This window comes from Rathayibacter sp. Leaf299, assembly GCF_001423055.1.
Lineage (GTDB): Bacteria > Actinomycetota > Actinomycetes > Actinomycetales > Microbacteriaceae > Rathayibacter > Rathayibacter caricis.
Genome location: NZ_LMNT01000002.1, coordinates 444,457 through 458,462 on the forward strand (window position 1 = coordinate 444,457; position 14,006 = coordinate 458,462).

Consider the following 14,006-nt stretch of genomic DNA (forward strand, 5'->3'; position numbering starts at 1 on the left):
GGCGGAGGGGGGTGCTGCTCCTCCGCCCGGTCGGCGCTCAGTCGACCGCGGTCATGCGCGCGCCCAGGCCCTTGAGTCTCGCGACGGTCAGGGTGCCGACCGCCTGCGGAGCGCCCTCCGGCGAGAGCACGAAGGCGTTGCGGGCGACGTACAGAGCGCCGTCGCGCAGCTCGATCGCGGCCGGCGACGTCACGGCGAGTCCCGTGACCGGCGTCGACGTGCGCGGCAGGATCAGGGCGACGCGGCCGGTGCCCTGCGGTCCTCCGAACAGCTCGGTCACCGCGATGGTGCCCGTGAAGCGGTCGACGGCCAGGCCGGTCGCGCTGATCAGGCCCTTCGCCACCGTGCGGACCTCACCGGTGCCGGGGTGGATCTTCAGGACCGAGCCGCGGGCGCCGAGGCTCGGGTCCTCGGGGCCGCCGGGCAGCGAGGTGACGTACAGCCAGCCTCCGGGGCCGACCTCGATGTCGGTCGGGACGGGCTCGAAGGAGTAGCCGTAGCCGGCGCTGCAGGCGGGGAAGCCGAAGGCGGCGGCGGTCTCGGCGGTGATCGTGACCGGTGCGGTCGGAGGCAGGACGGCCACGGTCGAGACGTCCCCTCCGGGCGCGACCTTCACGATCGCGTTGCCGGCGGCGTCGGCGACGTACACGCCCGCGCTCGTCGCGGTGGAGGCGTACGGATGCACGTCCACGACTCCGGAGTAGGAGGCGGGGCCCGCGACCGACGGATCGACCTGGGCGGCGCACTCGGCCGGCAGGTCCACGAAACCGTAGGTGTTGCCGGCGTCGGGATTCGCGGTGGCCTCGTACTCGCCGAGGTCGGCGAGGGTCGTCGGCGAGCCGCCTCCGGTCGGCGCGGAGCGCAGGAGCGCCGTCCCCTCCTCCTGTATCCCCTCGGTGTAGTAGACGGTGGAGCCCCTGACCGAGACGGCCCCGATCTCGGAGCCCGGGGCGGACGCGGCGACCGAGGTGGTGCCGTCGGGGGCGACGCGGGTGAGGAGGCCGGCGAAGTTCTGCGCGACGAAGGCGGTGCCGCGGGCGTCGACGGCGAAGCTCAGCGGAGAGAACAGACCGGTGGCCCGGTCGGTGACGGAGACGAAGGAGAGGGGGGAGGGAGCGGCCTGCGCGGTGGGCGCGAGGCCGAGGGTGGTGACGGCGACGGCTGCTGTCGCTGCGACGAGGAGGCGTTTGTTCACGAGATGCTCCTTTGCACTCGGGGTGCGGGCGGAGCGACAGGCGGATCATGCGGTCCGCTTCTCCGACCGCGACGGCGGGGATTCGCCGACGGGGGCAGAGTAGGCCGACCCCGGCCCGGTGTCCAGGTCATGGGACTGCCGTTCGTGACGGGTCGGCCGCCGCGCCGCGGAGTGCTCAGGCCTGAGCGCGGTGGTCCGCCCGGTACTGCGACGGGCTCGTGCCGTTCACGGCGCGGAACTGGCGCGAGAAGTAGAAGGCGTCGGAGTAGCCGACCGCCTGCGCGATCTCGGCGACGGTGTCGTCGGTGGTGATCAGCAGCTCGCGGGCGCGGGCGCTGCGCAGCCGCTTCACGTACTCCACGGCTCCGAGGCCCGTCGCGCGGGTGAACAGGGCCGAGAAGTGCGAGGGGCTGAGGCCGGCGAGGGCGGCGAGCTCGGTGATGCTGGTCGGCGACGCGAAGTGCTCGCGGAGGTGCTCCTGCGCCAGGCGGATGCGGTCGCCGGACTCGACGGGGCCGCGGGAGCGGTCGGCGGCGAGCTGCGCGAGGAGGTGGAACGCCGCTCCGCTCGCCGAGTAGAGGCTCGCGGCGGTCTCGTCGCGCTCGAGCGCGAGGACGGCCTGCTCGATCAGGGCCTTGGCGGCGAAGGCGTCGCCGACCGGCACGACCGGGCCGGTGGCGTCGCCGAGAGCGGCCGAGACCAGCGCGGGCACGTCGGCGCCGCGCACGTGCAGCCACCAGACCGACCACGGCTCGGCGGGGTCGGCGCCGTAGCGGTGCGGGGTGCCGGCGGGCAGCACGACGGCCTGCCCGGACGACACCACCGTCGTCGCTCCGCCCGCGTGGACCGCGCCACGGCCGGCCGTGCACAGGATCACGATCGCCTCGTCCGCGCCGTGGGGGCGACTCCGGCTGTGGGACGCCGCATGCGGGAAGTGTCCAGCATCGGTCACGAGGAGCCGGTCGGTGATCGGCTCGGCGAGGGCCCGCTGCACCAGCGGAGCCGGGAGCACTCGCAGTCTCTGCCCGAGGAAGCCGTCCGTCATCGCCACGTCGTCGAGTGTACGAGGAACGGAGGATCGTCCAGCCGGTCCGTCGGATCCGCCATGGGAACGGCGCGGCGCGCTGCCTAGGCTGGCGCGATGACGGCCCAGAACTCCGCAGCCCAGAACCCCGCAGTCCGGAACCGCGCACCCCTCTACCCCGACTCCCGCTACGTCCCGGTCCCGCTGCCCGCCCATCTGCCCGAGACGCTGACGATCACCCTCTGGGACTTCTCCTGGTACGTCCGCACCGGCCCCGGCGAGCCGTTCGAGGACCTCGACGCGGCCTTCGCGGGCGCCGTCGAGCGCGGGTACAACACGATCCGCATCTGCGCGATGCCGTTCCTCCTCTTCGGCTCGGGACTCGACACGCGCGAGCTCCGGCTCGGCCCGCTGGGCGGCGCCTACGGGCAGCGCGTGCGCTGGTACGACGTCAAGCAGGAGACGGTGATCGACGGCCGCGCGCACCTGCTCGCGCTGTTCGAGGCCGCGCGACGGCACGGCGTGTTCGTGATCGTCTCGTCGTGGGAGTACCAGCAGTCCTCGTCCTTCGCCTTCGAGCGCGACTGGTTCGACGCCCTGACGGCCGTGGCGCCGGAGGAGCGGGCCGAGCGGCTCGCCGAGGCGCAGGCCGCGCTGGTGGCGTTCGTCGCCGAGCACGGTCTCGACGACCGGATCGCCTACGTCGAGCTGCACAACGAGGTGCAGGCGGGGCACCTCACCGACGGGCTGGACGTCGACCTGACGGACATCGACGCGGCGACCGTCGCCCTCACTCCGCGCCTGACCCGGGGGATCGACCGGTTCCACGAGCTCTCGCCCGGGGTGCCGTGCGCCGTGAACTACGCGCACGTGCCCGTCGGCGGGATGCGCGGGATCCCGTGGAACTCGGACGTGCTGGCCCTCCATCCCTACATCTACGGCGTGCTGAACGAGATGATCAGCGAGTTCGGCCTGCGCGGACCCCTCGAGGGGTTCGAGCAGGAGCGCGCCGAGCGGGCGTTCCTGCTCGAGGGCGCCCCTCCGATCGCCGAGTGGACCCTGCCGCCCGAGTCGCAGTGGAAGCTGACGGCCACGATCGTGGGCCGCGGCGAGATCTACGCGCACGACTGGGGCGACGCCTCCGCCATCGACCGCTGGCTCGAGGAGCACTACGCCCGGCACCACCTCGAGATGCGCTCGACGCTGCGGCAGTGGATCGCCGTCGCGGCCGATCACGCGGCGCTGCGGGGCGTCCCGCTCGTCTTCGGCGAGGGCTGGGTCGGCTACACGCCGCTCGAGGGCCGCTTCGAGGAGGGCGCGATCGGCGCCGAGTACTGCCGCCTCGCGATGACGGAGTCGCGGCGCGTCGGCGCCTGGGGCTCGATCGTCTGCTCGAACGCGGCTCCGCAGCACCCGATGTGGGACGACGTCGCGCTGCAGCTCGAGTGCAACGCGCTCTTCACGGGGGAGTGAGCTCGCACCGGGAGCGGGCGTCCCTCACTCCCGGTGGAACAGCAGCAGCTCGGGCAGGCTTGTCGCGAAGTAGTCGGTCGATCCGTCCTCGCGCACGGCCGCCGGTGCGGTGAAGGCGGGGCGCGCCTCGCCGAGCGATGCGGGAGGGGTGCCGAGCGGCAGTCCGAGGGCCGCGCGTGCCGCGTCCCAGGCCGCGAGCGCGCGTCCCTCGCCTCCCTCCCAGGGCTGGAACGGGCGCGATTCGAGCAGGTCGAGCGCCTCCGCGGCCCGTCCCGCGGCGGTGAGCAGCTCGGCGTACCCGACGGTGAGGTCGTCGCGCGAGAGCACGAGCGGCAGCTCGCTCTCGAGGCGGGCGAGCCGGTCGTCGTGGCCGAGGCGCGCGGCGAGCTGGTCGAGCTCGTAGAGGATCCGGGCGTCGTCGGGAGCGAGCTCGCGGGCGCGCAGGTAGGCCGACCACGCCGCGTCGTCGTCGCCGGAGTCGTTGTAGGCGGCGAGGCCGGCGTTGCGGTGGGTGACCGCGTCGGTGCTGCCGCCGGCGATCGCGCGTCGCCAGTGCTCGGCGGCCTCCCCGCGGCGTCCGGCGTCGTAGAGCAGCATCCCGAGGAGCGCGTGCGCGCGGGTGTCGGCTGGATCGGCGGCGACGGCCGCGACGAGCGCGTCGTGCGCGTCGAGGCCCGCGGGGAACGCCCGGACGGCGTCGACCGAGGCGGCGTCGCGACGGACGGCGGCGGCGTCATCGCGTCGGCCCTGCCGCTCGAGGAGGTGGGCGAGCAGGTAGCCGGCGGGCGCGGCGGCGCTGCCGGCCCCCTCCGGAGCGGGCGCCCCGTGCAGCACCGACGCGAGCAGTCGCTCCGCCTCGGCCGTCTCGCCGAACGAGGCGAGGTCGAGGGCCGCGTCGATCCGCGCGAACGGATCGGCGGGGTCGCGTCCGTCCAGGGTCCGGGCGAGCTGGTCGAGCGGATCGAGCGCGAGGGTCTCGCCGAGCAGCCGCGCCGCCTCCTCCGCACGCCCGAGGGCGCGGAGGCAGACGACGGCGAGCGCGCGGGCGCGGAGGTCGTCGGTGTCCAGGCGCAGCGCGGTCCGCACGTCGTCGAGGGCTGCGGAGTGGTCGCCGTCGGCCGCGAGGAGGCACGCGCTCTCGACGAGCGCGGCGTGCGCCCACTTGCCGTCCCACGCGGCCTTGCCGAACGCGGCGGCGGCCTCGCGCCGGCGGCCCAGGCGCACGAGGATCAGCCCGCGCAGGTGCAGCGCCTCGGTGTCGGCGGGGTTGGCGTTGTGCGCGGTGAGGCGGCGGAGCGACGCGTCGCAGTGCTCGAGCGCCTCGTCGTACTCGCCGCGGCCGTACGCGTGCTCGGCGAGCGCGAGGTGGACGCGCGCGTCCCCGGGATCGCGCCGCAGGGCCTCGCGCCAGTAGGGCAGCGGCGAGCGGGTGGGGTGCCGGTACTGCGCGAGGTGCACGCCGGTGAGGTACAGCTCGTCGACGGAGGCGGTCTCCCGCGGCGACGGCGGCTCGGTGGCCGTCTCCGGCTCCTCCTGCTGCACCCTCGCGGGCACCTCGTAGGCGAGCAGGGTCGCTCCGCCGGAGCGGACGACGACCGCCAGCCCCGCCGGATCGGTCCGGGAGGTGGGGACGTCCGCGACCAGCGGAGCGCCCGGTCCGAGGTCGACGGTCCACTCGCGCAGGACGGCGCCGTCGTCGAGGAGCTGCACGGTCGCGGCCGGGTGCCGACGCGTCGTCGCGACTCCGATCCGGATGCGGCCGCCCTCGACGTCGAGGTGCACCGCCGTCTCGCGGGTCGCCTGGTGCGCGACTCCGATGCCGCGGATCGGGTACCAGTACTGCGTGAACGTCTTCGTCTCGCCCGGCATCAGCCACGAGAAGTCGGGCTGGTTGTCGGTGAAGACTCCGGCCATGAGTTCGACGTAGGGGCCGTCGGAGTTGGTCAGCTGCGCGTCCCAGGCGTGCCCGAACGGCGCGTCCCCCCAGGTCCACTGCTTCTTGCCGGGCGCGACGCGGCGGTCGGCCCAGTGCACGAAGCCCGCGCCGGCGCGGTGGTCGTAGCCGCCGAAGAAGGAGTCCTCGGTGCGGACGACCATGTAGGAGGTGGGGACCGGGATGCTGCGGTAGAAGTCGAGGCGTTCCGCGCCCGGATCCTGCTCGGCCCGGGCGGGGTAGTCGACTCCGTAGTACGGGCGGTCGGCCGCGGGGAACGCGGTGATGGCGCGCCGCGCGTGATCGGCGACGTGCTGCACGTCGCGCGGGAAGAAGGACTGGTAGTCGTCGTGGACCCGGGCGGCGACGTTCGCCCACCAGAGGAAGGTGCGGCGCTCGCGGGTGCGGTTGTGCAGCCGCACGTCGAGCTCGACGAGGCTCGAGCCGGGTCGCAGGCGCACGCCGTGCAGCCCCTTCATGCGGCTGAGTGGGTCGTGGTCGCAGCACCAGACGACCACGGAGCCGTCCTCGTCGCGCCCGATCTCGTGGTCGGTGGGCAGGAAGGTGCCGGGGCGGTGGTGCTGCGGCCAGTTGAACTCGACGCCGCCGCTGACCCAGGGTCCGGCGAGGCCCACGAGGGCCGGCTTGATGACGGAGTTGCGGTAGAAGAAGTCGTAGCCGATGGTCTTGTCGCGGCCCGAATGGATGCGTCCGCCGAGATCCGGGAGGACCACGACCTGCACGAACTCGTTCTCGAGCACGACGGCCCGCCATTCGCGGTCGACCGGCTCGGGCGCGATCCGGTCGATGAACGGCAGCGGGTACACCCGGCCGCTGGAGCCCTGGTAGACGCGGCGGTCGAGGAACATCGGCAGGCGGCTGGGCTCCTCCGGCGCGTAGGTGGGCAGGATCAGCGCGGTCTCCCAGACAGCGGCACCGCCCTCGGCGAGCACGGCGGCGGCCTCGGCGGGCGCGGCGAGGAGGGAAGAGGAGGCGGCGGTGGATCCCATGCCCCGAGGGTAGGGAGGAGGGGTGCGCGGGGGAATGGCGCGGTGACCTGGACGATCCTCCGACCGCTACCCCTCCTCCCCACGACCTCGTCCGGTGAGTTCTCCACAGTGCTCCGCGCCTGCCCTCCGCCCACATGCAGATGGTCACTACTCTCCTCGCACGGGGCTGAAGCGGACCGTCGCCGGCGCGGATGCGCACGAGCGGCTGAGGAGAGGACTACGGATGAGTCGAACGGAACGATCGGGGCCGGCTGATCGTCGGAGGGGCGGCCTCCGGGCGGCGGTCACCGCGGCGACGGGCTGCGCGCTCGTCGGCGGGCTGCTCGGCGGGGGAGCCCTGGCGCTGCCCGCGGCGGCGGCGGGCGACCCTCCGCGGACCACGCTCGACAACACCCTGCTGCACGGCGGAGCGACCAACGGGGGCGTCACGACCGTCTCGGCCTGGCTGCGCGCGGGCGAGGTGCTGCAGGTCGACCTGCATCCGCTGAAGGGCGGCTCGGGGTCGGGCGAAGGGGAGAGTGGAGGAGGGACCGCGGCGGTCACCGCGCCCGACGGCACCGTGCTCGACACGCAGGTGTTCCCGCGCGGGGCGCCGCCGAGCACCGCCGCGGGCGGATCCTTCGTCGCCGACGCGACCGGCGTCTTCCGGGTGAGCGTCACCGACGACGACGTGGCCGCGCCGGTCAACCTCGTCTGGAGCATCGGCGTCTCGTCGGCCGAGGGGGAGGCGATCGCGGGCCGGGTCTGGTCGACGTCCTACGGGATCCAGTCCGGAGCGCGCGAGAGCTATCCCCGCGCCGAGGACCGGCGCTCCACTTTCACGCTGCACGCCGTCACCGAGACGGGGGCGCGCTACGACATGACGCTGCGCGACTACGACGGAGTCGCGTCCACGCTCCAGGCGACGAACAAGGGCAACGTGCGGGTCGGCTCCTCCGATCCCTCCTACCTCTCGGTGCCGATGCCGCAGTCGACCGAGGCGGGAGGCGTCGGAGCGCAGTTCCTCCAGCCGTCGGGCCGCACGGGAGTCGACGGACTGCAGACGTACAAGCTGTTCCTCGATCCTCCCTCGGCCGATCTGCCCGCCTCGATCGCGCCCGCCTACGCCGCGCCCACCATCGCCGACCTCGCCTACCGGCGCTCCGGCTCGGGTTCGAACGCCGGCTCGCTGACCGGAGTGCTCGGCACCCAGCCCGGCACGGTCGGAGTCGACATCGACGCCGACGGCGACGGCCGCTGGGACGGCGAGCGCGACGTCCGCCTGACCGAGATCGTCGCCGCGCCCGGGCCCTTCGCCGTCGCATGGGACGGCCTGGACGGCCGCGGCGACGCCGTCGACACGACCGACCCCGACGTCCGGTTCCGGGCCGCGATCGGCCGTACCAACGAGTTCCACTTCACCCGGGTCGACGCCGAGACCTCGGTCGGCGGCGTCTCGATCGTGCGCTCCACCGGCGGCGGCGGCGATCCCGCGGCGATCCACTGGGACGACTCGCTGCTCGAGGAGTCGAACTCCGAGCGCTACTCCGTCACCTCGCGTGTCTCCTCCGGTGCCGAGGGGGTCGACTCGAGCGCAGGGGTGCACCGCTGGCGCAGCGACGACACCGACCAGGACCGGACGCCCAACGCGAACGACTCCGTGCACGGCTCCTACGGCGACCTGCGCGCCATCGACGACTGGGCCTACGGAGCCGACGGGGCGTCCGCCGAGGCGGGCCTCGGGGCGCTGGCCCCGCACGTCACGATCGGCAAGACCTCGTCGGTCGCCTCGGACGCGCCGCTGACCCCCGGAGCCCGGGTGCCCTACCGGGTGACCCTGACCTCCGACGGCACCGGCGACGCGGTGGACGCCTCGGCCGTGGACTTCCTCGACGAGGGGGTGTTCGACGACGCCGATCTGGACGAGGCCTCGATCCGCACCTCGCACGGCTCGGCGGCGGTCGATCCCGCGACCGGGCGGATCACCTGGGCGGCGGGGACCCTGCCGGTGGGCACGGTCGCGGAGCTCCTCTTCGACGTCGTCCTGCATGTGGGCGGCGACGGGGACCGCTCACTGGTCAACACGGCCTGCCTCGCGTCGGCGCCCTTCCAGCCCTCCGAGTCGACCGTCGGCACCGATGCGAACCCCTGCGCGACGGTGCCGCACACCGTCGGCGAGGCGCGGCTGTGGCTCCGCAAGACGGCCTCGCAGCCGTCGGCCGCGCACGGCGGCGCGGCGGGCTTCGACGTCGTCGTGGGCAACTCCGGCACCGTCGACGCGTCCGGAGTGACGGTCACCGACGTGCCTGCACTCGAGCACCTCCTGGACGCGACGATCGAGGACGGCGCCGGAGGAGTGCAGCCCGCGACCGAGCCGGTCACGGGACTCGGCATCCCGGCGGGCGGGCAGGTCGCCCTGCACGTCAGCGGCCGGGTGGCCGACGGCTACGACGCGCTCACGGTGCGCAACCGCGCGACGATCACCGAGCAGCCGACCGGCTTCGAGCCTCCCCTCGTCGAGAACGCCTGCGCCGACGAGCCCACCGCCTCCTGCGCCGAGATCCCGGTGCCGCCCCTCGAGGGCCGGCTCGAGATCGTCAAGACCGCCCTGACCGGGACGGTCGCGCACGGTGGTCGGGCCGGCTTCGAGATCGCGGTCCGCAACACGGGCGATCGACCGGCCGGAGGATTCACGGTCGTCGACCTGCCGACGCTCGCGCACCTCTCCGACGTGACGATCTCGCGCGACGGCGGCCCGGAGTCGGGGGACCTGTCGGTCGAGGGCCTGAACCTCGCTCCGGGAGCGTCGACCGTGTTCCGCGTCACCGGCACCGTCGCGGACGGCGTCGACGCGTGGACGATCCCGAACCGCGCCTCGATCGACGACCTGCCCGAGGGCTTCGCGCCGACCGTCGTGGGCAACCCGTGCGCCGATGACACCGCGGCGTCCTGCGCAGAGGTGGTCGTGCCGCCGGTCGGAGTGGTCCCGACGGTGATCGCGACCACCGCGACCCTCGCGTCGACCGGGGTCGCCGGTGGAGCGGGCGTGCTCGGCGCGGGGACGCTGCTGCTGGCCGGCGGCGGCCTGCTGCTGGTCCGACGCCTCCGTCCGAGGTCCGGCCGCGCGTGATGCGACCGTGGGTCCCCGCTGCCGACCGGCGCGGGGACCCGCACCCTCTTCCTCTCAGACCGCCCCGTCTCCAGCGGGCCCCGACCCAGAAGGCGCTGTCCATGACGTCCCCCTCCGATCTCCCGCTCCACGTCACGGAGCGCTTCGCCCTGCCCGGCGGACTCACCGGTGTCAGCACCTGGTCGGCTCCGGACCCCGAGCGCCTGGAGCAGCTGCTGCGCACCCGCGCCGGCCACCCGCACCCCGACCGCGAGCCGCCCCGGCGGCTCCACCTCGTCCCCGCCTCCCTCGTCCTGATCGAGGAGTCGCGCGGCGGTGTGCTCCACCGCCTCGACCCGCGGCAGGAGGCGCGCACCGACGTCCGCTGGGCGCGGGCGCTCCGCCGCTCGCGCCGACCCGCGTGGCTCCGCCGACTCGTCGGGCCCGCGGACCTGCCGGACCCGGGATCCCCTCGATCCCTCGGCCGCCGGACGGAGCGGGCGGAGGGGATCGGACCTTGACGGTCCGCACCCTCGCCGCCGTCGCGGAGCGCGACCGGCGCACGTGGCTCGTGAGCATCCCCGAGCTCGGCACCGCGGTGCGGGTGTCCACCGTCAGCGAGGTGGACACCGTGGCCCGCGCGGCGGCCGCCCTGCTCCTCGACCTCCCGGAGTCGGAGATCGAGGTCGTGTCGACCGTGCGCGTCACCCCGCAGGCCGGCCCGCGCGAGTCGGTCTCCCCGAACAGGCTGCCGCGCTCGTGACGGGGCGCGCAGGAGGGCGGGCCCGTTTCGGATCAGCCCTTCACGGCTCCGGAGGTCATGCCGGCCACGATCTGGCGGTTGAAGAAGATGTACATCATCAGCGGCGGGATCGTGATGAGTAGCACGTCCATGAAGAGGAGGTTCCACGACGACACCGACTGCGACGAGAAGTTGTACAGCGTCAGCTGCACGGTGGCGTTCTCGTCGCCCGGCAGGAAGTACAGGGCGTAGGTGAAGTCGTTGAACACGGTCACCGCCTGCACCACGATCACCGTCACGATCACGGGCTTCAGCAGCGGCAGCACCACCGTGAAGAACAGGCGGAACGGTCCGGCTCCGTCGATCGTCGCGGCCTCGTCGAGCTCGCGCGGGATCGTCGAGACGAAGGCGCGGAACAGGAGGATGCAGAACGAGAGGCCGAAGGCCACGTGCACGGCGATCAGGCCGGGCAGTGTCTTGAAGAGCTCGAGGCCCTGCAGCACCCAGATCGTCGGCACGACCGCCGGCGGGATGATCAGGCCGGCGAGCACGAACCCGTTGACGAGCGGGTTCCACCTCGACCGGCGGCGCTGGAGGACGTAGCCGACCATCGCGGCCAGGACCACCATGATCGCGACCGACACGATCGTCAGGACCGCGCTGTTCACGAACGCCCGCAGCAGTACGAAGTTCCGCGCCGAGACGACCTCCTGCAGGTTCTCGACGAAGTTCCACTGCGTCGGCAGCGTGAAGCCGAGCAGCGACGCCTCCTGCTGCGTCTTGGACGCGGTCAGCACGATGAAGAGGAAGGGCACGATGAAGACGATCACGGCGAGGACGATCGCGGTGATGCCGCCGCCCCAGCGCCAGAGGCGCGAGCCGCGGCCGACGCCGCGCTGCCGCACCTTCGCGGTCGGGGGATCGAGAGGGGTCGTCGAGAGCGGAGTGGGGGTGATCGGTGTCGCGGTCACAGCTCCTTGTCCTTCCGGTTGAGCCAGGCCGAGAGCGGGAAGATCAGCGCCGCCACGACGAGGAAGAGGATCACGTTGCCGGCGGTCGAGAGGCCGTAGAAGCCCGCCTGGTACTGCTTGTAGATGACCGACGCGACCACGTCGCTCGTGAAGCCCGGCCCGCCCTTCGTCATCGCCCAGATCAGATCGAACGAGCGCAGCCCGCCGATGAGCGAGAGGAGGATCACGGTGACCGTGGCGGGACGCAGCAGCGGCAGAGTGATGTGCCGGAAGTTGTGCCAGGCGCCGGCGCCGTCGACGCGGGCCGCCTCGAAGTAGTCCTGCGGGATCGCGACGATGCCCGCGATGTAGATGAGCGTCGCGAGTCCGACGCCCTTCCAGACGTCGACCAGGGCGACCGAGAACAGCGCCCACTGCGGATCCGTCAGCCAGCCGGGACCGGCGATTCCGATCGCTGCCAGGCCCTGGTTCACGACGCCGTCGAAGGGGTCCAGCAGCACCTTGAAGGTGATGCCGATGCCGATCGTCGACACCAGCACCGGGAAGAACACGACGCTGCGCAGGAATCCGCGGCCGATGATCTGCGAGCTGAGCAGCAGGCCCAGCAGCATCCCGAGGACGATCTTGAGGCCGGAGGTGATCGCCGCGTAGACGAACGTGTTGACGAACCCGGTCGTGAGCGCCGGGTCCTGGAAGAACGCGACGAAGTTGTCGAACCCGATGAAGGTCGAGTCGAACAGCGTCCAGCGCGTGAGAGAGAAGTAGAGGGAGGCCGCGGTCGGCACGAGGAACAGCACCACGTAGAAGACGCCGGCGGGCAGGTAGAACCAGGTCGGGTACGGGCTCTTCATGGCCCTGCGCCGCGCGGGCTTCTCGGGGGCGGGTGCGCTCGCCGGAGTGGGGCGCTCCTGCGTCAGTGCGGTCATCGGATCTCCGTCGATCGGGCGGGAAGGGGAGGGAGGGGCGGCGCGAGAGGCGCCGCCCCGGGGTGCGGGGCGGAGGCCCCGCCGGTCACCAGCCCTCGAGGCCGAGCTGCTGGGCCTGCTTGGTCACGTCGTCGTCGTACTGCTGGGCGCCCTCGGCGGCCGAGGTGATCCCGGAGCCGACGGCCACGGTGATCTGCTCGAGCGCAGGCCCCTTGATGGGGGAGAGGAACTCCAGCGCGGGCGCCGTGTCCCCGCTGTCGAAGTAGGGCTGCATGTCCGAGATCATCGCGGGGACGTCCTCGGGGAGGTCGCAGCCGTCGATGACGTACGGGCCCTGCACGACGGTCTGCTCGCTCTGGATGTCGCAGCTCTCGGGCGAGACGAGGAACGCGAGGAAGTCCTTCGCCGCCTCGAGCTTCTCGCCCTCGACGGTCTTCGAGACGTAGACCGCGCCGGGCTGCCAGACGGTGAGCGGGTTCGAGTCCGCCGACTCGCCGGGGAGGGGGAACGTGCCGACCGTCTGCGCCGCGTCGGGGTAGTTGGCCACGAGGGGCTGCGACGCGAACGTCAGCATCGGGTACTGCGCTCCCTCGCCGGTGGCGACCATCCGCACGCCGTCGTCGTAGGTCGCCGAGGCGAAGTCCTCGTTGAACAGCCCGGCCTCGCCCGCCTCCTGCAGATGCTCGAAGCCCGCCAGAGCGGGCTGATCGACGTACTTCGCGTCGCCGGCCGTGTACTCGTCGGCCCAGTCCGGGTTCTCGGCGAGGACGTTGGCGAAGTCGCCGAGGACCATGAGCTGCGAGGTCCAGGTGTCGCCGTACGTCTGCACGATCGGGGCGACGTCGCCGGCGGCCTTGATCGCCTCGCTGTTCGCGAGGAACTCGTCCCACGTCGTCGGGACCGAGAGGCCGAGCTCGGCGTACACGTCCTTGTTGTAGAGCACCGCGCCGCCGAAGGACTGGCCCAGCGGAGCGCCGTAGAAGCCGGACTCGGTCGAGACGACGCGCTGGAAGTCCTCGGTCAGCGAGTCCTTCCACTCGACGTCCGAGAGGTCGGCGAGGTTCTGGTCCGGGTTCAGCGCCTGGAACAGCGATCCGGAGTTGTAGCCGAACAGGTCGGCCATCTCGCCCGTGGCCAGGCGGGTCTTCACGACGTTGTCGCCCTCGCTGCCGGCGGGGCGGGTCTCGACCTCGATCGTGACGTCGGGGTTCACCTCCTTGTAGGCGGTGACCAGGGCGTCCATCTGGGCGCCGGCGAGCTCCGTGTTGTCGATGAGGATCGACAGCGTCGATCCGTCGGCGGAATCGCCGCCGCCGGTGCTGCAGCCGGTGAGCGCGAGAGCGAGCGCCGCTCCTCCTGCGCCGAGGGCGAGCACTGCTCGCCGGTTCTGTCGGGTCGACATCCTTTACCTCCATGTAAAGACAACTGCGGTGTTGCGGGGTGCCCGGGGGCGGTCGGCCACCGGGGCCCGAGGGCCGTCCGGCGGGCCGCGCAGGGAGAACATACGTCGGCGCCGTGAAACGTGTCAATCGATCTACACGAATTCGTGGACCGATCTACAGAATCGTGCTCCAGGCGTTACAGTGGCGTTCGCGGCGTCGCTTCAGAGGCCGTCCGGCGGAGGACCGCCGAGCATCACGACGA

The 14,006-nt window shown here is 72.8% G+C and carries 10 protein-coding genes; 4 read left to right on the forward strand and 6 right to left on the reverse strand.

From position 1 onward, the window contains the following. Positions 1-37: 37 nt before the first annotated feature. Together ASF48_RS09310 and ASF48_RS09315 are read right to left on the reverse strand one after the other, a co-directional pair. Positions 38-1,195 carry a ScyD/ScyE family protein gene (locus tag ASF48_RS09310; protein ID WP_055790157.1) on the reverse strand — a complete coding sequence of 386 codons (1,158 nt, stop codon included), beginning with the start codon at positions 1,193-1,195 and terminating at the stop codon, positions 38-40. A 175-nt stretch (positions 1,196-1,370) separates the two neighbouring features. Further along, on the reverse strand, positions 1,371-2,240 hold the full coding sequence (locus tag ASF48_RS09315; protein ID WP_055790160.1) for an AraC family transcriptional regulator: 870 nt from the start codon (positions 2,238-2,240) through the stop codon (positions 1,371-1,373). A gap of 96 nt (positions 2,241-2,336) precedes the next feature. Here ASF48_RS09315 and ASF48_RS09320 point away from each other — a divergent pair, with 96 nt between their 5' ends. Next, complete coding sequence (locus ASF48_RS09320; RefSeq protein WP_082481183.1) at positions 2,337-3,692, forward strand: cellulase-like family protein; 1,356 nt, start codon at positions 2,337-2,339, stop codon at positions 3,690-3,692. Between the two features lie 24 nt (positions 3,693-3,716). Here the strand turns inward: ASF48_RS09320 and ASF48_RS09325 are convergent, their stop codons facing one another. Then, the gene (locus ASF48_RS09325; protein ID WP_055790162.1) at positions 3,717-6,635 is read right to left on the reverse strand and encodes a DUF5107 domain-containing protein; all 2,919 of its coding nucleotides are present in this window, start codon (positions 6,633-6,635) and stop codon (positions 3,717-3,719) included. A gap of 223 nt (positions 6,636-6,858) precedes the next feature. Between ASF48_RS09325 and ASF48_RS09330 the strand changes: the two genes are divergently transcribed. The 3 genes from ASF48_RS09330 (at position 6,859) to ASF48_RS09340 (ending at position 10,486) form a co-directional block, all read left to right on the forward strand. After that, the gene (locus ASF48_RS09330) at positions 6,859-9,744 is read left to right on the forward strand and encodes a DUF7927 domain-containing protein (protein WP_055790165.1); all 2,886 of its coding nucleotides are present in this window, start codon (positions 6,859-6,861) and stop codon (positions 9,742-9,744) included. Positions 9,745-9,845: 101 nt separating this feature from the next. Continuing rightward, positions 9,846-10,244 carry a hypothetical protein gene (locus ASF48_RS09335; RefSeq protein ID WP_055790168.1) on the forward strand — a complete coding sequence of 133 codons (399 nt, stop codon included), beginning with the start codon at positions 9,846-9,848 and terminating at the stop codon, positions 10,242-10,244. After that, positions 10,241-10,486: a hypothetical protein gene (locus tag ASF48_RS09340; RefSeq protein ID WP_055790172.1), complete on the forward strand. Its 246-nt coding sequence runs from the start codon at positions 10,241-10,243 to the stop codon at positions 10,484-10,486. The genes ASF48_RS09335 and ASF48_RS09340 overlap by 4 nt, the downstream gene beginning before the upstream one ends. 32 nt (positions 10,487-10,518) lie before the next feature. On the opposite strand, the gene ASF48_RS09345 is transcribed toward ASF48_RS09340, so the two are convergent. From ASF48_RS09345 to ASF48_RS09355, 3 genes are all read right to left on the reverse strand, one after another. Then, entirely contained in the window at positions 10,519-11,316 is a 798-nt protein-coding gene (locus ASF48_RS09345; protein WP_235577239.1) for a carbohydrate ABC transporter permease, read from the reverse strand. Positions 11,317-11,432: 116 nt separating this feature from the next. Continuing rightward, entirely contained in the window at positions 11,433-12,362 is a 930-nt protein-coding gene (locus ASF48_RS09350) for a carbohydrate ABC transporter permease (protein ID WP_055790173.1), read from the reverse strand. Between the two features lie 85 nt (positions 12,363-12,447). After that, entirely contained in the window at positions 12,448-13,764 is a 1,317-nt protein-coding gene (locus ASF48_RS09355) for an ABC transporter substrate-binding protein (RefSeq protein WP_055790175.1), read from the reverse strand. Positions 13,765-14,006 lie beyond the last annotated feature (242 nt).